The sequence below is a fragment of the Paenarthrobacter sp. C1 genome, from assembly GCF_049315185.1.
GTDB lineage: Bacteria > Actinomycetota > Actinomycetes > Actinomycetales > Micrococcaceae > Arthrobacter > Arthrobacter nicotinovorans.
Map to the genome: position 1 here is coordinate 2,973,758 of NZ_CP186052.1, position 18,326 is coordinate 2,992,083.

Genomic DNA, 18,326 nt, shown 5'->3' on the forward strand with positions numbered 1-18,326 from the left:
CCGTCAGACGAATCGTTTCGTAGACCACAGGAGTCGATGCAATGTTCCGCCTGGCCAAGCTTTCCCTGGGCAACCGGGCCCTGATCGCGCTGATCACCGTCTTTGCGGCGGTGTTCGGCGTGATCACCATGGGGTCGCTGAAGCAGGAACTCATCCCGTCCATCGAGTTCCCTCAGATCACAGTTGTCACCTCCATGCCAGGCGCTTCGCCGGAGGTGGTGGACAAGCAGCTGAGCCAGCCCCTTGAAACTGCGCTGAACAGCGTCGAAGGACTTGAATCAACCTCGTCCACCTCACGCAGCGGCGTCTCGCAGATCACCATGGTGTTCACCTATGGCTCCAATCTCGATCGCGCACGCAACCAGATCGACCGGGCCATTTCCAACGCCAAGCGAGTGCTGCCCGCCAACGTGGAGCCGCAGTCCATCGCGGGCAACATCAGCGACTTCCCGATCGTCTACCTGGCCGTTTCGTCCGACAAACCGCTGAGTGAACTCAACGCGGACCTGCTCAGGCTCAGCGTGCCCCGCCTCCAGAAGATCGACGGCGTCCGGGGCGCCGACGTGACTGGCGGCGCCAGCCAGCACATCCTGATCCAGCCCCGCCAGGCCGATCTCGCCTCAACGGGAGCCTCGGTCCAATCCATCAGCAGCGCGCTGAAGAACAACGGGACCCTGGTTCCCGTCGGCACCATCGAGGACCAGGGCAAAACGCTCTCCCTCCAACTCGGCAGTCCTGTGGACTCCCTGGACGTCATCAAGGGACTTCCGCTGGCAGGAACCAGCAAAGCCACCACCATCGGTGCCGTAGCAGACGTCAGCATCGAAGACGACGCCGCCACATCAATTACGCGAACCAACGGCAAGCCGACGTTGGCCCTGTCCGTCACGAAGAAGCCCGAGGGCGATACTGTGGCGATCTCCCATGCTGTCCGTGACGCCATCGGGACGATGGAAGAGGAACTGGGGAACAACGCCACCTTCACTCCTGTTTTTGACCAGGCCCCGTTCATTGAGAAATCCATCAAGGACCTCACCACTGAAGGGCTCCTGGGCCTTGGCTTTGCCGTGGCGGTCATCCTGGTGTTCCTGATGTCCGTCCGCTCGACCTTGGTCACGGCAGTGTCCATTCCGCTGTCCCTGCTGATAACTTTCATTGGCATCTCTGCCACCGGGTACTCACTGAACATCCTCACGCTGGGCGCCCTCACCATTGCCATCGGGCGTGTGGTGGATGACTCAATCGTGGTGATCGAGAACATCAAACGGCACTTGAGCTACGGCGAACACAAGCTCGCGGCCATCCTGACATCGATCCGCGAGGTGGCGGGGGCCATTACGGCGTCGACGCTGACGACGGTTGCAGTGTTCCTTCCGATCGCGTTCGTGGGCGATCTCGCCGGTGAGTTGTTCCGCCCCTTCGCGCTGACCGTGACCATAGCTTTGTTGTCCTCGCTCCTGGTTTCCCTGACCATCGTCCCCGTACTGGCTTACTGGTTCCTGTCGTCGCCCAGGAAGGGCGCCGAGGCCGCTAACTCCGATACGGAAGGCTCCGGTAAGGAAACGGCGGAGAAAGCACGTGAAGCCGAGCAGAGGAGCCGGCTCCAGCGCGGCTACCTTCCGATCCTGACAAAGACCCAGAAGCACCCTGTCATGACCTTGTCCGCCGCAGCCCTGATCCTGGTGGCGACCATCGCCGTGTCACCGTTGCTGGCCACGGACCTGCTGGGCCGCTCCGGGGAGAACAGCATGACGGTCCGGCAGGTCCTGCCGGCCGGCACCAGCCTGCAGGCAACCAGTGAAGAGGCCACGAAGGTTGAGGATGCCCTCAAGGGCATCGAGGGCATCAAGGATGTGCAGGTAACCTCCGGCAACGCCCAGACCGGCTTCGCTGCCCTGACATCGACGGGTTCATCGAACTCGACGTTCACGATCGTCACCGACGAGAAAGTCAACCAGGGCAAGCTCCAGGAGGAAGTCCGGAACAAGCTGGCCGGGGCGGCAGGCAAGATCACCGTTGGCTCCCAGCAAGGCGGATTCGGGACGTCCTCCACAGTGGATATCACCATCAAGGCTGCCAACTCCGCTGACCTGAAGACGGCCAGTGATGCCATGGTCAAGGCCATGGAGGGTGTTCCCGGCAGCACGGAAGTCTCAACCAACCTGGCATCCACCCAGTCCGTGGTCCAGGTCCGGGTTGACCGTGCCAAGGCAGTAGCTGCGGGTTTGACCGAGGAACAAGTGGGTGCGTTCCTCGCCTCCACGGTCAGCCCCATCCCTGCCGGCACAGTCCGGATCGACACGGATGACTACCCGGTCCAGATCGGCCAAGGGACCCGGTTCAACAGTCTTGCCGCCGTTCGGGCGCTCCAGCTCCCCACGGCCCGCGGAGGCGTCGCGCTCGAGACCATCGCCGCCGTCGAACAAGTGGACACGCCGGTATCCATCACCAGCAGCAACGGCCAGCGGACCGCGCGGGTGACCGTTACGCCGTCGGGATCCAACCTCGGCAGCGTCAGCACCGCCGTGCAGGAGCGGCTCGCCAAGGTAGAGCTGCCCGCCGGAGTCACCGCCACCATCGGCGGCGCCACCACCCAGCAGGCGGAGTCTTTCCGCCAACTGGGCCTGGCGCTTCTGGCGGCGATTGCCATTGTCTACGTGATCATGGTGGCGGCATTCAAGTCACTCATCCAGCCCCTGATCCTGCTGGTCTCCGTGCCGTTCGCGGCCACAGGCGCCATCGGCCTTCTGTTGCTGACAGGTGTGCCGTTGGGCCTGCCGTCACTGATCGGCATGCTGATGTTGGTGGGCATCGTGGTGACCAACGCGATTGTCCTGATCGACCTCATCAATCAATATCGCAAACCGCATGACGGCCGCCCCGGCATGAACGTCGCTGACGCCATCACCCATGGTGCCCGGCAACGTCTCCGCCCCATCCTGATGACGGCGCTGGCAACTGTTTTCGCTTTGACTCCGATGGCGCTGGGCCTGACAGGCGGTGGGGGCTTTATCTCGCAACCTTTGGCCATCGTCGTCATTGGCGGTCTTGTCTCTTCAACGGCCCTGACCCTGGTGCTGGTCCCTGTCCTGTACAAACTGGTGGAAGGACGCAGGGAGAAGAAGCAATTGCTGCGGGAGCTGCAGGAAAAGCCAACTCCGGCACCCGGAAGCAACAGCCAGGGAAGCAATGGCCAGGGCGGCAGTGGTGCAGACGAGTTCCAGGACTGGACCACGGGCATGATCCCCCGGGTCAAGGGCCGCCGCGCGGCCCACAATCCCGGGGAGTAGCTCCCCGACAATCACCCAAGCAGGGCCGGGAACAATTCCCGGCCCTGTCCTGTTACAGGCACTGATACATGCAAATGCATCTAGTTTGAGGTACACTGTTTACAGAGCCCGGGACCACGGGCAGGGAGAAAGGCACATCATGCAGATCGGCGTATTCAGCGTCAGCGACATCACGACTGACCCCACAACGGGCCGCACGCCCACCGAAAACGAGCGCATCAAGGCGTCCGTTGCCATCGCTAAGAAGGTCGAAGAAATCGGCATGGATGTCTACGCCCTGGGCGAGCACCACAACCGCCCGTTCTTCTCCTCCTCCCCCACCACCACGCTGGCTTACATCGCTGCCCAGACAGAGCGCATCACGCTGTCCACTGCGACCACACTGATCACCACCAACGACCCCGTGAAGATCGCAGAAGACTTCGCCATGCTGCAGCACCTCTCCGATGGCCGCGTGGACCTGGTGCTCGGTCGCGGCAATACGGCGCCCGTGTACCCCTGGTTCGGCAAGAACATCCAGGACGGCATCGAACTCGCGATCGAGAACTACAGCCTGCTCCGCAAGCTTTGGGATGAGGACACTGTCAACTGGTCCGGCAAGTTCCGTACCCCGCTGCAGAACTTCACTTCGACGCCGCGGCCGCTCGACGACGTCGCTCCCTTCGTCTGGCACGGCTCCATCCGCACTCCCCAGATCGCGGAGGTTGCTGCTTACTACGGCGATGGCTTCTTCGCCAACAACATCTTCTGGCCGAAGGAGCACTACCAGCAGTTGATCGGCCTGTACCGTGAGCGCTACGAGCACTACGGCCACGGCAAGGCAGACCAGGCGATCGTGGGCCTCGGCGGCCAGTTCTTCATGAGGAAGAACTCCCAGGACGCCGTCAAGGAATTCCGTCCGTACTTCGACAACGCCCCGGTTTACGGACACGGCCCGTCGCTGGAGGACTTCACGTCGCAAACGCCCCTGACCGTCGGCAGCCCGCAGGAAGTCATCGAGAAGACCCTGACCTTCCGTGAAGCGTTCGGCGACTACCAGCGCCAGTTGTTCCTGATCGACCACGCCGGCCTTCCCCTGAAGACCGTCTTGGAGCAACTGGACCTCTTTGGCGAGGAAGTCCTGCCGGTCCTGCGCAAGGAGTACGCCGCCATGAAGCCCGCACACGTGCCGGATGCGCCCACCCACGCCTCCCGCGTGGCAGCCGCCCTGGAAGCCAAGGTCACCGAGTCGGCTACCGCCGGTGCAGCGGGCCAGGACGCCTGATGCCCGCCCCCTCGGGGTCCTCTGCCGTCCGCCTCGCCGCCGAAACCTGGGAGTCTTTGTTCCGCTCCCAGGTGGCGGTGATGCGGAAGCTGCAGTCCGGACCGGCCTTCAAGACCCTGCCCGTGAAGGAATACGACGTCCTGTTCACGCTTTCGCGCTGCCCGTCAGGCCAGCTGCGCCTGAACGAGATCAACGACAAAGTGCTGCTGAGCCAGTCCAGCTTGAGCCGCTTGGTGGACCGGCTGGAGAAGCGCGGACTCGTGGAGCGGACCACCGCCCCCGACGACGGCCGCGGGGTCCTGCTGGCCCTCACCGAAGCGGGACGGGAACTTCAAAAAACCATCGGGCGCGAACACGTGCGCGACATCGCAACCCTGGTGGCGCCCGCTCTCACGGCCGATGAACAGCGCGAACTCTTGCGGTTGACCGAGAAGCTCCGTGCCTCAGTGGCCGGACACTAGCGCAGGCTGACGAGCTCCCGGTGGTTCTCCACCGGGAGCTCTCCGTTAATGGAAGCGCTGACCTTCAGGGTCTTCAGCGAGAGACTTCCACCCACCGTGGAAAGAAATGCAGTGTCCGAGGAGTCACGCCCGGCGGTGATGCGGAGCATGGATTCACGCGGCGCCAGGCCAGTGGGATCAATGATCCGCCAGGACCCGTCAACGTAGGCTTCGGCCACCGCATGGAAATCCATGGGGCTCAGGCCGGGGGCGTAGACGGCAGCAAGGCGCGCAGGCACATCCTTGGAGCGCAACAAGGCAATGGCGAGGTGGGCAAAGTCCCTGCACACACCCTTGCGGTGCAGCAGGGTTTCCACGGCTCCATCCGTCCCCCGCGACGAGCCACTGACGTAGCGGAGCTCTCCGTGGACCCAGTCACGAACTGCGTGGAGCAGTTCGGCACCCTGCAGGCCGCCGAATTCGGCATAGGAGGTGGGCAGCAGCCTGTCCGACTCCGCGTAACGGCTTGGCCTGACATACCGGATGAGCTCCATGGGAGTGGACGTATCGGGAACGGCATAGCCGTGGACACTTGCCCGGTAGTCCACTGTTACTTCGCTGGGCTCAGCGAACTCAAGATAGTGGAACCGTCCACCATGGTGGTCGCTGAGTTCGGCTACAGGAAGTTCCTCGCCCGCAACAGTGACCGACAGGTTCTCGGTCACCAGGTCATAGCCTGGGTTGTTGGCCACGGCAATGGCCATGGCCACTTTGGTGTTGGCCGCGGTCTTGAAAACGAGCGTGGCAGCAACGTTGCGTTCCATTGATCTCCGGACTGGGTTGCGGCGCGCGGCCCCCAACGCCGCCGAGTGTGTGGATCAGCCAACCCCAGGACTACGGATTGACCTTCAGAGACAGTAGCATCCGCTGGACGTTGGCGAATTCAGAATCGTGGGCCACGTATTTAGCGGCCAGGTCCAGCGTATCGAAAGACTTCACGGGTGCCACTTTTTCCTCGGCAGCGAAGGCATGCAGGGCAAGGACATCCCCGAACGAGAAGTCGCCTTTTCCTGCCGGTCCCTGTACGCGGTTGACAAGCTCGCACGCCTGGCCGTCAACGCCGGCCACCATGTTGGTAATCCCATAGGAACCGAAGAACCTATACCCCTGGATGACGCGGAAGACCATCCGCGGATCAATGGTGTCCGGCCCGTCGGAGTGCGGTACGTCAACGGGCGTGCTGCTGATCACCACGTAGGGCTTCCCCTGCCCGGCAGGGCAGGCAGCCGGAGCGGACGGAGGCAACCCTGTTTGGAGGGTGGCTATGTATTTCCCTGCGCCATCTTTGACTTCCACCTTGACGGCGCCAGCCAACGAGCCGGCCGCAGGTTCTGCGGATTGCGCGATCCAGTCCTTCGGAAGCTCGAAACTGAGGCTCTTGGCGGCATCCGTATAGGTTTTCCAGGACAGGGCCGTGGGAGCCGGATCCGGACCCGCGGTCGGTGACCCGGAAGGAGCGTCCGTTGCGCTCGAGCCGGCCGGAGATGTCGCTGGGCTGGCCTCAGTGGTGGGGGTCGTCGTCGAGCCTTCAGGCGCCCCGGTCCCCGATTCGGAACTGTTCGGCCGCGAAGTCGCTGTAGCGGTGACCTGTGGGCCCTTGTTTTCGGATGAGCATGCCGCTGTGCCCACCACCATGGAACCCGCAAGCGCCACGGCGGCTAGTTTGAGCGGAATGCCGCCCGGATTCCTCGTGCCAGTCATGAGGACAGCCTAGCGGCGGGGGTGCCGCGACACGCACAGGTCTAGGCTGAGGGTATGGCCCCTACTCAGCACGACGAATCCGAGGACACTATCCCCACGATGTCCGCAGTAGACATAGCTGACTGGCGTCTGAAGACCTTCGCCCTCTATGACAAGGTCCGGCAACTCGCAGCGACCAATCCCTTCGACGCACACGTGTACTGGCGCCAGGAGCGGGACCTGATGTTTGCCACGCATCCTGCCTCGGCACTCACGCCGGAGATGAAGGCATCGTTTTCCGGATTGCAGACCGCCGGGTACGACCCCGCCTACCGGTTCCATGCCGTGCTCCAGCCGGAAGGCCAGGGACAGGAAATGAATGTCCAGACCGGGACTGACGGAGTGGTGCCATTCACCCGGATCGGCACGTTTGAACTGCCCGGACTTGGCTCCTTGGCTGTTTGGCGGCTCCGGAGCTACGGTGGCGGGATCTTCGTGCCGTTCCGTGATGCGACCGCCGGCAAACAGGGTGGCAGCTACGGTGCCGGCAGGTACCTTCTGGACACCATCAAAGGTTCATTCCACGGGACGAGGGGAACGGGCGCCGGGCAGGAGTTCACCCTCGATTTCAACTTCGCCTACAACCCCTCATGCGCCTACAACGAGGCCTGGGCGTGCCCGCTCGCGGGCCCGGCCAACAGGTTGCCTGCGGAGGTGCCGGTCGGCGAACTGTACGCAGGCTAGCCGAACAACCCACCTGGTCCAAAGGCTGCGAGCGCCGCAATGGCGGCGACTATGGTCAGCGGTGCCACCAGCAGGCCCATCACCGCGTAGCCCTGCCATTTCACGTGTACGTTCATCCGCATCAGCCTGTCGTGCCACAGCAGTGTTGCCAAGGACGCCCAGGGGGCAATCAACGGACCTGCGTTGACGCCCACCAGCAACGCCGCCATCCTTTCCGGGGTTCCTGCCAGCGGCTCGGCCAGAAGGTAGGCCGGCAGGTTGTTGACGACGTTTGAGCCGAGGGCACCGGTCATGGCGAGCCGTAGGAGTTCGATGAAGCCACTGCCCTGGCCCGCCACTTCACCGAGTATTGCTGATGCGCCCAGGTACTGGGTGGCCTCGACAACCAGGAACAGGCCACAGGTGAACAGGAGCAGCGACCAGGGAATCAGCGTGATCTTCAGGACCGCGGGCCGCCGAAGAACGAACAGGACTGCCAGGACCGCCGCTGCGAGGGATGCCGGAATCCAGATGGCAGCTCCTGACACCAGGGCCGGCAGCAGCAGCAACAGGACCACCGCGCTGCCCACCAGCAGAAGGCGGTCGGGGGCCTTGGCCGTGGAAGCGACCGTCGGGCGGGATTCATCCAGGCCGTAGCTCTTGCGCAGTTCGCGCCGGAAAACGAGGGCGATGAAGGCCAGGGGCACCAGGATGGCGGCAAGCGAGGGCGCCCACATGAGCTGGGCGAATTGGGCCGGGGTGATCCCACCCAGGTTGTGCTGCGCCAGGAGGTTGGTGAGGTTCGAGATGGGCAGCAGCAGGCTGGCTGTGTTGGCCAGCCACACAGTTGTCAGCGCGAAAGGCAGGACAGGCAGTCCTGCCTGCCGGGCCACGGTGACCACGACGGGAGTGAGGAGGACCGCCGTCGTATCCAGGGACAGGAAGATTGTGCTCAAGGTGGCGAACAGCGCCAGCAGCAACCACAGCAGGACGCTGCGTCCCCTCCCCCATCTGCGCAAATGCCGGGCGACCCATTGGAAGGTGCCGGCTTCACTGACGAGTTCGGTTACGACGGTCATGGCGACGACAAATGCCAGGATCGGAGCTACCCGGTCCACGAGGACCGCTACCTCGTGCCACGGCAGGACCCCCGTGGCCACGGTTACCCCGCCCGCTACAAGCAGAATCAACCCGATAATCGCCAGACGCATGAGAGGGATTCTAAGCCCCGCGCCTGTGGGGTTCCCTCCACGGCACGGCAAATGACGACGGCGTCGGGCGCCTCAAGTGCGGCATCACCGACGGAGGACGTAGGATGTCATCATGACTTCAGCCCCCGCGCGTCGAATCGCCCGCGTCCGCCCCCTCGATCCGGCCTCACCGGACGAGCACTTCTTTGTAGCAAACGACGCCCCGGATTTCGCGTCCGCCGAGGGGAAAATATGGTCCGTCATCGACTCCCCGTTTCCGTCATCCCGGGCCAATGCGCCCAGCCCTTCGCGCGGGGGCTGGGAAAAGGGTTCGAAAGTCACTGAAGACGCCTTCACGTTCCTTGCGCCGTCCGTGCCGGTCAACGTCTTCGGCATGGCCCACAACACCGGACAACCCGGCCGCGACCTGCCTCCCCAGGCCTTCCACAAGGCGGCCTCGAGCGTGATTGGCCCGGGCGAAGCCATCCAGCTCAGCACGTCCGTCGGCCATGTGGATCCCGAAGCGGAGCTAACGATCGTGGTTGGCCGTGCGGCGCGGAACCTGACCCTGGAAACCGCCCGGTCCGCAGTCCTGGGCTTCACCATCGGCAACGATGTTTCAGCCCGGGACCTGCAAAAGAGCGACGAACTGTGGATCAGCGCCAAGAGCCAGGACACTTTCACCCCGGCCGGCCCGTGGATAGTGACCACCGTGGACTACCCCCGGCTGGGCATCGGGATCATTCACAACGGAACCGCCTTGAAGCCGGCCAGCACCGCCGATCTTGGCTGGAACGTCGAGGAGATCCTCGTCTACCTCACCTCGTTCATGACTCTCCAGCCCGGCGATCTGGTCCTCACCGGCTTCCCGGCCGAGAGCGCGCGCATCCACCCCGGCGACACCGTGGTGTGCAGCATCGAAGGAATCGGCGAGCTCAGCAACCCCGTGACCGGCGCCTCCTGGGAGGAACTGCCGGCATAGTGTGTCAGGCTTAACCCCATGGAGACAGCTGCGGACGCCACAGGGCTACTGCCGTCTCCTCCTCACAAACCACCCCGGAAAAGGCATCGCGGCGTACTGAGATACCCCGTCGTGAGGCAGCTGCTGCGCTTCACCGGCGTCGGGATTATCTGCACGGGAAGCTCGCTGGCCATCTACGCGTTGCTGCGTCCACTCATCGACCCGCAACTGGCCAATGCCGTGGCGTTGATCCTGACCTCACTCATGAATACGGCGCTTAACCGCCGCCTGACGTTCAAGATCACTGGCAGTAAAAAGCGTGCGCGGGACCACCTAAGCGGCGTGCTCGTGATAGGCATCGCGTTGCTGATCACAGGTGGCAGCTTGGGTGTCCTGCATCTTTTAAAGCCGGAAGCCAGCGTCGCCGAGGAACTCTGGACCACTACCTTGTCCGGGTTCGTGGCCACCGCCGTCCGTTTCACCTTGCTGCGTCACTGGATTTTCAGGCGGGCGCGGCACGTCTAACACGGCACCTCCAACACGGCGCGTCCGGCACCGAACACCGGCGTCGAGTACCCGGCGCCGAGCACCCGGCGCAGCGCACGGCGTCAGCCGGCTTGCGGGGCCGCGAGGTTCCTGACACGCGCGACGGCGGTTTCCACCGCCCCGGCGGCCGTCTCCAGTTCTTTGCCGGTGATGGCGGAAGTGAAGCTGAAGCGAACCGCCGTCTGAGCGGTTTCCGGAGCGATGCCCAACGCCACCAAAACCGGCGACGGCGCATCTGATCCAGCAGCACACGCCGAACCGCTGGAGCACACGACTCCCAAGCGTTCGAGTTCCAGCAGGACCGATTCGCCGCTGGTTCCCGGGAAGCAGAAGGACGCGACCGACGGCAAGCGCCGGCTCCGATGTCCTGTCAGCATGGCGTCAGGAACGGTGTCCGAAACCCGCTGAATGAAGGTCTCACGCAAGAGCGCAACGCGGTCCGCCTGTTCCCGCTGTTCGGCATGGGAGAGCGCCAAGGCCGTAGACAAAGCGACGGCTCCGGCCACGTTTTCCGTTCCCGAACGTTTGCCCCGCTCCTGCCCGCCCCCGTGCATGAGGGGTTCCAGGCGCAGCCGGCCTTTGACGAACAAGGCTCCGGAACCCTTCGGCGCCCCCAATTTATGCGCTGAAATGCTCATGGCATCAACGCCGAGCTCCTTCACATCCAGCGGACACCACCCGGCAGCCTGTACGGCGTCCGTGTGGAAGGGAACACCGGCATCGTGGGCAACCTCTGCCAGGTCGGCGATAGGTTGCACGGTTCCGATTTCATTGTTCGCGTACATGATGCTCACCAGGGCGGTCCCCGGCTGAAGGACGCTGCGCAGCGCGTCCACAGTGACAACACCGTCGCTGTCTACCGGCACGACATCCACCACAAAACCGTGGACCCGTTCCAGGTAGCGCGCCGATTCCTCCACCGCCGGGTGTTCGACGGCGCTGATCACCACCCGCTTCAATGCAGGGTCAGCCTCCCGCCGCGCCAATGCGATGCCTTTGACGGCAAGGTTGTCCGCTTCGGTGCCACCCGAGGTGAACGTGACCTCGCCGGGGCGGCAGTTGAACACTTTCGCGACGCCGGACCGTGCCGCCGCGAGCGCCGCCGCTGCCGATTCACCCAGCGTGTGGTGGCTTGAGGGATTGCCGAACTCGCCGCTGAGATAGGGCCACATGGCCTCCAGCACTTCGCGGCGGACCGGCGTGGTGGCAGCGGCGTCGAGGAAGATCATGACCGGAGCCGGCTTTCAGTTCCGGCCCGTGGTGAGTTCGATGTCGAGGCCAAGGTCCAGGGCGTTCACGCTGTGGGTCAGGCCGCCGATGGAGATGACATCCACTCCTGCTGCGGCGATGCCGGTGACGGTGTCCAGGTTTACGTTGCCGCTGGCTTCCACGATGGCCCGGCCATCAACCTGCTTGACGCCGGCACGCAGCTCCTCCAGGGAGAAATTGTCCAGCATGATGGTGTCCACGCCCGCTGCCAGCACTGGTTCGATCTGCTCTGCGCTGTCCACTTCGACTTCGAAGTGGGTGGTGTGGCCAAGCTGGGCTTTGGCAGCAATCAGCAGCTCAGTCAGTTTGCCGGCGTCGCCGCCGGTCATGACGGCGAGGTGGTTGTCCTTGGCGAGCACGGCGTCGGAGAGGCTGTAACGGTGGTTCGCTCCCCCGCCGCAGCGGACGGCGTAGCGCTCCAGCACCCGCAGACCGGGGGTGGTCTTGCGGGTATCGGTGATCCGGGCCCGCCTCCCTTCCACCAGCCGGACGAACTCTGCGGTTTTGGTGGCGATCGCGCTCATGCGCTGCACCAGGTTCAGGCCCACCCGCTCGGCCAGCAGGACCGAGCGTGCACTGCCGCTGACGCGTGCAAGGTGGGTTCCGGCGTCGAAAGCTTCACCATCGGCGAGGAGCAACTCCACTTCGGTGGCCGGATCAACTGTCTTCATGGCGTCGCGGAACACGGTTCCGCCGCTGAACACGCCGGGGACCCTGGCGTTGAGGACCGCCACGGCCTGCGCCTCAGCCGGAATGAGCAGCTGGGACGTGATGTCCCCGCTGGGCGCATCCTCCGCGAAGGCCCGTTCCAAAATATCCCGCACGGGGGCTGCGGGGAGGGTCAGGTTAGTCATGGACGAGGCTCACTTTCCGGCTCATGGTGTAACGCTTGTCAAAATCGTCGACGGCGGCTGGTGCCTTCACGCTGTCGCTGCGGTAATGCGCCCCCAGTGACTCCCGTCGTTCCCGGGCAGCCCTCACGAGCAACTGGGCGGCCAGCAGAAGGTTGGCGTCCTCGTGTACGCGGACATCCAGGGACTCCGGAACGCTCAAGGGACCGGCAGCCTCTTCCCATTCCCCCAAGACCTCTGCGGCCTCAGCCAACAACTCCCCGCTCCGGAGCACGCCAGCCTTGGCGGTCATCAGCCGCCGAAGGGCCTGCCGCGAGAACCCGCTGGCTCCCGCTGGCGCGGCAGTTTCGTTGAGGGTTCCGCTGCGATTGTCGCCTGCCGGGGTCCCGGCAGCGTGCGTAAAAGCGAGGCCGCCCGCGGCCGAGTCGGCACGCAGAGGGGCTCCGTCAGACGACTCACCGGACGACCCAAGGAACCCTTCAACAGCCCTGCGCCCGAACACCAGTCCTTCAAGCAAGGAGTTACTGGCCAGCCGGTTTGCCCCCTGCACACCGGTGCACGCGACTTCACCGGCAGCCAGCAGCCCGGGAACCGAAGTCCGGCCGTGGAGGTCCGTTACCACCCCACCCATCCAGTAGTGCGCCGCCGGTGCCACGGGAACCAGGTCCCTGGTCCAGTCGAGGCCGGCCTGGCGGGTGTGCCGGCTCAGGGTCGGGAAGCGCTTTTCCAGGAACCCTGCACCGCGCGACTCTTCAATGACGGTGGCGTCGAGGAACACGTGCCCGTTGGGGTCGCCCAACGTGTCAAGGTGCAGGGCGATGCTGCGCGAGACCACATCGCGCGGCGCAAGCTCCGCGTCCGAATGGTAGTCCGGCATGAAGCGATAGCCGTTGGCGTCAAGGAGAATGGCGCCTTCGCCGCGGACTGCCTCGGAGATCAGCAGGGGGTGTGCATCGCCGTCTGCTTCTTGGGGGGCTCCACCGGGCACCATGCAGGTGGGGTGGAACTGGAAGAACTCGAGGTCAGCCAGTGCAGCTCCTGCCCGCCACGCGAGTGCCAGGCCGTCGGCTGTGGCCACGGAGGGGTTGGTGGTTTGGGCGAACAGCTGCCCGGCGCCTCCCGTGGCAAGAAGAACGGCGTCGCCACGGAGGCTCTGCCCACGTCCCTCGTGGAGGAAGTTGACGCCTGCCACCTGGCCTGCTTGGTGGATCAGGTCCGTGACCTGGGCATGCCCGATCACCTGGATCCTGCCCTGTGCCTGGAAGTCCAGGACGGTCCTGATCAGGGCCGAGGCTACTCCTGCACCGGTGGCGTCGCCGCCCGCGTGGAGGATCCGTGGCGCCGAATGCGCTGCCTCGAGTCCAAGTGCGGGGTCGCCGTCGTCGTCAAGATCGAACCGCACACCGAACCGCCCGAGCCCTGCGATGTCCCGCCGCGCTTCGATGCAAAGCACCCGAACGGCTTCTTCGTTGCAATGACCGGCGCCGGCCCGCAAAGTGTCGGCGATGTGGGCAGCTACGGTGTCACCGGGAGCGGGTTCCTCCAGCACGGCAGAGATCCCTCCCTGCGCATAGTAGGTGTTGCTGTCCGCGAGCGCGCCTTTGGTCAGCAGCACCACTTCCGCACCGGCCTCTGCGGCAAGCAAGGCAGAGTACAGGCCGGCGATGCCGCTTCCGACGACGATCAACCGCCCATGTGCGGTCTTTCCAGCCAGGCTCTCTGTAGTCATGTGGGGCTCGATTCGGCTAGGTCTGATGTGCCGGGTCGGCTATGCGGGCTTCGCGGCCAGCATGCGTTCCAGGGCAATCTTCGCGTTGTCCTGTACGGCGTCGTCCACAGTGATGCGGTTGACGATGCGGCCCTCGACAAGTTCCTCAAGCACCCAGGCCAGGTAGCCGGGGTGGATGCGGTACATGGTGGAGCACGGGCAGATCACGGGGTCCAGGCAGAAGATGGTGTGCTGCGGGTTTTCCGCAGCCAAGCGGTTCACCATGTTGATCTCTGTACCGATGGCGAACGTGGTGGGTTCGGTGGCGGCGGCAATCGCCTTCTTGATGAAGTCGGTGGAACCGGCAGAATCGGCGGCGACAACAACTTCCATGGGGCATTCGGGGTGCACGATGACGTTGACGCCCGGGAAGTCCTGGCGGGCTTTTTCGATCTGGCCCACGTTGAAGCGCTTGTGCACCGAGCAGAAGCCATGCCAGAGAATCACCCGGGAGTCCAGGAGCGTCTGCTCGTCATTGCCGCCCAGTTCCTTGCGTGGATTCCACATCGGCATCTGTTCCAGCGGGACGCCCAGTGCCTTGGCGGTGTTGCGGCCCAGGTGCTGATCCGGGAAGAACAGGACACGCTGGCCACGCTCGAAGGCCCATTCCAGGACCACCTTGGCATTGGAGGAGGTGCAGACGATGCCGCCGTTGCGACCACAGAAGGCCTTCAGCGCTGCTGAGGAGTTCATGTAGGTAACGGGGATGACGGGAACCCTGCCCTGTTCGTCCACCCCGGTGCCGAAAATCTCTTCGAGCTGTTCCCAGCATTCCTCAACGGAGTCTTCGTCCGCCATGTCTGCCATGGAGCAGCCCGCGGCGAGATTGGGCAGAATCACCGCTTGCTCGGGGGTGGAAAGGATGTCGGCGGTTTCGGCCATGAAGTGCACGCCGCAGAAGATAATCGCCTCGGCGTCGGGCTTGGTGAGGGCCGCGTTGGCCAGCTGGAAGGAGTCGCCCACAAAATCCGCGTACTGGATGACTTCGTCACGCTGGTAGAAGTGCCCCAGGATGACGGCCCGGTCCCCGAGCGTCGCTTTGGCGGCGCGGATGCGGGCATCCAGTTCGGCATCTGTGGCCTTCTTGTACTCTTCCGGAAGCTGGCCTTGTCGCGGCGTCGCCTTGGGTGCGACGTCGCTGCTGGAGGCGCCCGGGCCGTAGGCGGGCTCGCCGGAGAGGGCTTCGGCAAGGTCGTATTCCCAGGGACCCCTGGCCAGGGCCGGGCTGCACGTGGACCCTGCGCGGGAGAGGCCCTTTTCGGCTTCTTCGCGGGTGATCAGCTGGACGGCAGTGTTGACGCTGCTCATGGTGTACTCCTGTTATCTGGCCCGAGGCCGGGCGTGCCGGTGAAGCGGTAGAGGCGTGGTGGGCGGTGTTTTCCGCCTTGGAGGTATTCACCGGTTTCTTCGATTTCCGGTGTGGCCTTGATGTGTCTGCGGAAGTTCGCGGGATCGAGTTGCCGGTCCAGCACGGCCTCGTAGACTTCGCGGACCTGGGCCAGGGTGAAGTACTCCCCCAGCAGGTGGTAGGCAATGGACCCGTAGGCCATCTTGTTGCGCAGCCGCCACAGCGCGTAGTCCACGATTGCGTTGTGATCGAAGGCGAGTTCGCCCAGCCGGTCTGCGCGGAACCACCGGACGTTCTCGGATTCGTCCGCCAGCGCAGCCTCGGTGGGTTGCACCAATGCCCAGTAGACGATCGACACCACACGTTGCGTGGGCGAGCGGTGAAGTCCCCCAAAGGCGTAGAGCTGCTCGAGGTAATGCGGCGTCAGGCCGGTGGTCTCGCGAAGGTTCCGTGAGGCCGCGTCCTGCAGCGATTCGTCATGGGCAAGGGGACCGCCAGGGAGGGCCCACATGTCCTTATAGGGCTCTCGGATCCTGCGGACCAGCGGCAGCCACAGCGTAGGGCGGCCGGATGTTTCGCTGGGACGGAGGGCGAAAATCACCGTGGAAATAGCCAACGACGGCGGTGCGAGCCGCCTCTCGGCGACGTTTGCTGAGCTGGGGTTCACGGCGTTCACCTCGCTTCGTCGCCGTCCGGTCCAGGAACCGGAGCTTTAGTTAAAGTCATGTTGACTAGAACTAATGGTACGACTCTGCGCCCGGTCCGCAAAATGCTTTACGTCACACTGCCTTCGCCGCCGCCTCCATCAGCGGCAAGGTGCGGCCTTGGATATGGCTGTTGAGCACTATCACGGAGGAACAGCGGACCACGGATTTGGTGGCAATCATGGCATCGAGCACGCGCTGCATGTCCGGATTGGACCGGGCGGCGATCCGCACCATGAGGTCGGAGTTCCCCGTAACCGTGTGGACCTCAATGATCTCGGGAATGGCGCTGAGGCTCTCAATGATGGCGTCGTGGCCGATCTCCTGGGTGATGGTGACCGAACAGAACGCCACCACCGGGAAGCCGAAGTTGGCAGGATCGGGCTGCGGGACCCAGGAACCAATGACCCCGTTTTCAATCATCCGGTCAATCCGGGACTGCACCGTCGCCCGGGCAACCTTCAGTACCCGCGAGGCCTCCAGCACGGAAGATCGCGGTGAATCAGTGAAGAAACGTACAATTCTTGCATCAAGCGCATCGACCAGCATCAAAGTTCCTGTCCCCGGGGTTCTCTACTCATCACATCGCCTAAGCAAAAAGTGATGTATCTTACAAACTGCGAGAATTATTCCACGGCTCTTGCTGCGTCGTCGACGCCGCGCCTGCCCGGCCCAAGAGGCCGGCACGCCACACCCCGTATGAAATCCATAGAAGGTAGACACGTATGACAACGAAGTCCATCGCGGCTCCTGCCCCAACATCCGGCCTCGGCCATTCACTCAAGCCCCGCCAGCTCACCATGATGGGCTTGGGCAGCGCGATCGGCGCAGGCCTCTTCCTGGGCTCCGGCGCCGGCGTGCAGGCCGCCGGCCCGGCCGTCCTCATCTCCTACCTCGTAGCGGGAACACTGATCATCCTCGTCATGTGGGCCCTGGGCGAGATGGCGGCGGCGAACCCCAACAGCGGCGCCTTCTCCGTTTACGCCGAAAAAGCCATGGGCAAGACCGCCGGCGGAACCATCGGCTGGCTGTGGTGGTTGCAGCTGGTGGTGGTGATCGCGGCAGAAGCACTGGGTGCCGCCGGACTGCTCTTCTCGGTCTGGCCGGTGATCCCGGTCTGGGTCCTGGCACTGGTGTTCATGGTGGTGTTCACGGGCATCAACCTGGTGGGCGTCCGGAACTTCGGGGAGTTCGAATTCTGGTTCGCCATCCTGAAGGTGGCGGCCATCGTGATCTTCCTGCTCATCGGCGCCGCGCTGCTGTTCGGCTGGCTGCCGAACGCCACCTCACCAGGGCTCTCCGCCTTCGGCGACTTTGCGCCGAACGGCATCGGCGGCACCGCCGCGGCCTTGTTCGTGGTGATCTTCGCCTTCGGTGGCACCGAGATTGTCAGCGTCGCCGCGGCTGAAACAGAAAATCCCGCCCACAGCGTCGGCAAGGCCATCCGCACGGTGGTCTGGCGCATCCTGGTCTTCTACATCGGCTCCGTTTTCGTCATTGCCGCCATTCTTCCTGTGGGCTCGGAGGGCCTGAAGTCCCCCTTCGCCGGAGTACTCGACATCGCAGGAATTCCCGGTGCGGGAACGGCCATCACCCTGGTTGCCGTGGTAGCGCTGCTCTCCGCCTTGAACGCCAACCTTTACGGCGCATCCAGGATGATCTTCTCCCTGTCCGAGCGTGGCGAAGCGCCCCGCCTCCTGTCGAAGCTGAGCACCGCCAAGGTGCCCGTGGCCGCCGTCGGAATCTCGGTAGCCTTCGGCTTCATTGCCACCATCCTGGAGCTGCTCTTTCCGGAGAAGATCCTGCCTGCCCTGCTGAACCTCGTAGGGTCCACCTGCCTGGTTGTCTGGGGTACCGCGCTGGTGTCCCAATTCATCCTGCGGCGCCGGGCTGACCGCGAAGGCGCAGAATTGCCCCTTCGCATGAAGGGCTTCCCCTACCTCACCATCCTGGGCCTGGTCCTGCTGGGCTTGATCTTCGTGGTGGGTTTCGCCAACCCTGAGAGCGCGGGCCAGCTGGTGGGCACCTTCATCCTCATCCTGGTCATTGCCGCCGGCTGCTTCCTCAACGCCAAGGCAAAAGCAGGAAAGCCGGACCACCAGGCCAGGTAATCTACTGCTAGCAAGATTCCGGAAGCCCTGTGCAGTTTGTACTGCGCAGGGCTTCTTTGCTTATTCAACTTGTACAAAGTGTTGTGTTACCACTGAGCTTATTGCGAAAGAGTTTATGCGG

At 64.0% G+C, this 18,326-nt stretch carries 16 protein-coding genes; 7 read left to right on the top strand and 9 right to left on the bottom strand.

Annotated features, from left to right (window positions below):
- Nucleotides 1-41: 41 nt before the first annotated feature.
- The 3 genes from ACNAOU_RS13930 to ACNAOU_RS13940 all read left to right on the top strand — a co-directional run bounded on the left by ACNAOU_RS13930 (nucleotide 42) and on the right by ACNAOU_RS13940 (nucleotide 5,015).
- On the top strand, nucleotides 42-3,290 hold the full coding sequence (locus ACNAOU_RS13930) for an efflux RND transporter permease subunit (protein ID WP_413302938.1): 3,249 nt from the start codon (nucleotides 42-44) through the stop codon (nucleotides 3,288-3,290).
- 139 nt (nucleotides 3,291-3,429) lie between these two features.
- Entirely contained in the window at nucleotides 3,430-4,554 is a 1,125-nt protein-coding gene (locus tag ACNAOU_RS13935) for an LLM class flavin-dependent oxidoreductase (protein WP_018776270.1), read from the top strand.
- A complete protein-coding gene (locus ACNAOU_RS13940; RefSeq protein WP_018776271.1) occupies nucleotides 4,554-5,015 on the top strand; it encodes a MarR family winged helix-turn-helix transcriptional regulator in 462 nt (153 codons plus the stop codon). The genes ACNAOU_RS13935 and ACNAOU_RS13940 overlap by 1 nt, the downstream gene beginning before the upstream one ends.
- Here the strand turns inward: ACNAOU_RS13940 and ACNAOU_RS13945 are convergent.
- The gene (locus ACNAOU_RS13945; RefSeq protein WP_055972202.1) at nucleotides 5,012-5,818 is read right to left on the bottom strand and encodes a transglutaminase-like domain-containing protein; all 807 of its coding nucleotides are present in this window, start codon (nucleotides 5,816-5,818) and stop codon (nucleotides 5,012-5,014) included. The two genes, ACNAOU_RS13940 and ACNAOU_RS13945, sit on opposite strands and share 4 nt — an antisense overlap.
- 70 nt (nucleotides 5,819-5,888) lie before the next feature.
- The gene (locus tag ACNAOU_RS13950) at nucleotides 5,889-6,755 is read right to left on the bottom strand and encodes a hypothetical protein (protein WP_422757094.1); all 867 of its coding nucleotides are present in this window, start codon (nucleotides 6,753-6,755) and stop codon (nucleotides 5,889-5,891) included.
- Between the two features lie 54 nt (nucleotides 6,756-6,809).
- Between ACNAOU_RS13950 and ACNAOU_RS13955 the strand changes: the two genes are divergently transcribed.
- Complete coding sequence (locus ACNAOU_RS13955) at nucleotides 6,810-7,478, top strand: DUF1684 domain-containing protein (protein WP_039241977.1); 669 nt, start codon at nucleotides 6,810-6,812, stop codon at nucleotides 7,476-7,478.
- Here the strand turns inward: ACNAOU_RS13955 and ACNAOU_RS13960 are convergent.
- Complete coding sequence (locus tag ACNAOU_RS13960) at nucleotides 7,475-8,668, bottom strand: SLC13 family permease (protein WP_110503974.1); 1,194 nt, start codon at nucleotides 8,666-8,668, stop codon at nucleotides 7,475-7,477. The two genes, ACNAOU_RS13955 and ACNAOU_RS13960, sit on opposite strands and share 4 nt — an antisense overlap.
- A 112-nt stretch (nucleotides 8,669-8,780) precedes the next feature.
- Here ACNAOU_RS13960 and ACNAOU_RS13965 point away from each other — a divergent pair, with 112 nt between their 5' ends.
- Nucleotides 8,781-9,629 (top strand): fumarylacetoacetate hydrolase family protein, encoded by an 849-nt coding sequence (locus ACNAOU_RS13965; RefSeq protein ID WP_018776276.1) that lies wholly within the window; start codon nucleotides 8,781-8,783, stop codon nucleotides 9,627-9,629.
- An 18-nt stretch (nucleotides 9,630-9,647) separates the two neighbouring features.
- The gene (locus ACNAOU_RS13970; protein ID WP_422757095.1) at nucleotides 9,648-10,133 is read left to right on the top strand and encodes a GtrA family protein; all 486 of its coding nucleotides are present in this window, start codon (nucleotides 9,648-9,650) and stop codon (nucleotides 10,131-10,133) included.
- 83 nt (nucleotides 10,134-10,216) lie between these two features.
- Here the strand turns inward: ACNAOU_RS13970 and ACNAOU_RS13975 are convergent, their stop codons facing one another.
- From ACNAOU_RS13975 to ACNAOU_RS14000, 6 genes are all read right to left on the bottom strand, one after another.
- Nucleotides 10,217-11,383: a cysteine desulfurase family protein gene (locus tag ACNAOU_RS13975; protein WP_422757096.1), complete on the bottom strand. Its 1,167-nt coding sequence runs from the start codon at nucleotides 11,381-11,383 to the stop codon at nucleotides 10,217-10,219.
- Nucleotides 11,384-11,398: 15 nt separating this feature from the next.
- On the bottom strand, nucleotides 11,399-12,277 hold the full coding sequence (nadC, locus tag ACNAOU_RS13980; RefSeq protein ID WP_422757097.1) for a carboxylating nicotinate-nucleotide diphosphorylase: 879 nt from the start codon (nucleotides 12,275-12,277) through the stop codon (nucleotides 11,399-11,401).
- On the bottom strand, nucleotides 12,270-14,003 hold the full coding sequence (locus ACNAOU_RS13985; RefSeq protein ID WP_422757098.1) for an L-aspartate oxidase: 1,734 nt from the start codon (nucleotides 14,001-14,003) through the stop codon (nucleotides 12,270-12,272). Before ACNAOU_RS13985 ends, nadC begins: the two co-directional genes overlap by 8 nt.
- 39 nt (nucleotides 14,004-14,042) lie before the next feature.
- Nucleotides 14,043-15,350: a quinolinate synthase NadA gene (gene nadA, locus ACNAOU_RS13990; protein WP_422757099.1), complete on the bottom strand. Its 1,308-nt coding sequence runs from the start codon at nucleotides 15,348-15,350 to the stop codon at nucleotides 14,043-14,045.
- The gene (locus ACNAOU_RS13995; RefSeq protein WP_018776282.1) at nucleotides 15,347-16,066 is read right to left on the bottom strand and encodes an NUDIX hydrolase; all 720 of its coding nucleotides are present in this window, start codon (nucleotides 16,064-16,066) and stop codon (nucleotides 15,347-15,349) included. The genes nadA and ACNAOU_RS13995 overlap by 4 nt, the downstream gene beginning before the upstream one ends.
- A gap of 103 nt (nucleotides 16,067-16,169) precedes the next feature.
- Entirely contained in the window at nucleotides 16,170-16,643 is a 474-nt protein-coding gene (locus tag ACNAOU_RS14000) for an Lrp/AsnC family transcriptional regulator (protein WP_018776283.1), read from the bottom strand.
- Nucleotides 16,644-16,819: 176 nt separating this feature from the next.
- Between ACNAOU_RS14000 and ACNAOU_RS14005 the strand changes: the two genes are divergently transcribed.
- Nucleotides 16,820-18,205, top strand: a complete 1,386-nt coding sequence (locus ACNAOU_RS14005) for an amino acid permease (RefSeq protein WP_413302960.1) — start codon at nucleotides 16,820-16,822, stop codon at nucleotides 18,203-18,205.
- Nucleotides 18,206-18,326: the final 121 nt, after the last annotated feature.

What these genes read in the sequence shown, in the direction of transcription:
- ACNAOU_RS13930 (WP_413302938.1), top strand. Translation starts at nt 42, where the DNA reads ATGTTCCGCCTGGCCAAGCTTTCCCTGGGCAACCGGGCCCTGATCGCG.
- ACNAOU_RS13935 (WP_018776270.1), top strand. Translation starts at nt 3,430, where the DNA reads ATGCAGATCGGCGTATTCAGCGTCAGCGACATCACGACTGACCCCACA.
- ACNAOU_RS13940 (WP_018776271.1), top strand. Translation starts at nt 4,554, where the DNA reads ATGCCCGCCCCCTCGGGGTCCTCTGCCGTCCGCCTCGCCGCCGAAACC.
- ACNAOU_RS13945 (WP_055972202.1), bottom strand. Translation starts at nt 5,818, where the DNA reads ATGGAACGCAACGTTGCTGCCACGCTCGTTTTCAAGACCGCGGCCAAC.
- ACNAOU_RS13950 (WP_422757094.1), bottom strand. Translation starts at nt 6,755, where the DNA reads ATGACTGGCACGAGGAATCCGGGCGGCATTCCGCTCAAACTAGCCGCC.
- ACNAOU_RS13955 (WP_039241977.1), top strand. Translation starts at nt 6,810, where the DNA reads ATGGCCCCTACTCAGCACGACGAATCCGAGGACACTATCCCCACGATG.
- ACNAOU_RS13960 (WP_110503974.1), bottom strand. Translation starts at nt 8,668, where the DNA reads ATGCGTCTGGCGATTATCGGGTTGATTCTGCTTGTAGCGGGCGGGGTA.
- ACNAOU_RS13965 (WP_018776276.1), top strand. Translation starts at nt 8,781, where the DNA reads ATGACTTCAGCCCCCGCGCGTCGAATCGCCCGCGTCCGCCCCCTCGAT.
- ACNAOU_RS13970 (WP_422757095.1), top strand. Translation starts at nt 9,648, where the DNA reads ATGGAGACAGCTGCGGACGCCACAGGGCTACTGCCGTCTCCTCCTCAC.
- ACNAOU_RS13975 (WP_422757096.1), bottom strand. Translation starts at nt 11,383, where the DNA reads ATGATCTTCCTCGACGCCGCTGCCACCACGCCGGTCCGCCGCGAAGTG.
- nadC (WP_422757097.1), bottom strand. Translation starts at nt 12,277, where the DNA reads ATGACTAACCTGACCCTCCCCGCAGCCCCCGTGCGGGATATTTTGGAA.
- ACNAOU_RS13985 (WP_422757098.1), bottom strand. Translation starts at nt 14,003, where the DNA reads ATGACTACAGAGAGCCTGGCTGGAAAGACCGCACATGGGCGGTTGATC.
- nadA (WP_422757099.1), bottom strand. Translation starts at nt 15,350, where the DNA reads ATGAGCAGCGTCAACACTGCCGTCCAGCTGATCACCCGCGAAGAAGCC.
- ACNAOU_RS14000 (WP_018776283.1), bottom strand. Translation starts at nt 16,643, where the DNA reads ATGCTGGTCGATGCGCTTGATGCAAGAATTGTACGTTTCTTCACTGAT.
- ACNAOU_RS14005 (WP_413302960.1), top strand. Translation starts at nt 16,820, where the DNA reads ATGACAACGAAGTCCATCGCGGCTCCTGCCCCAACATCCGGCCTCGGC.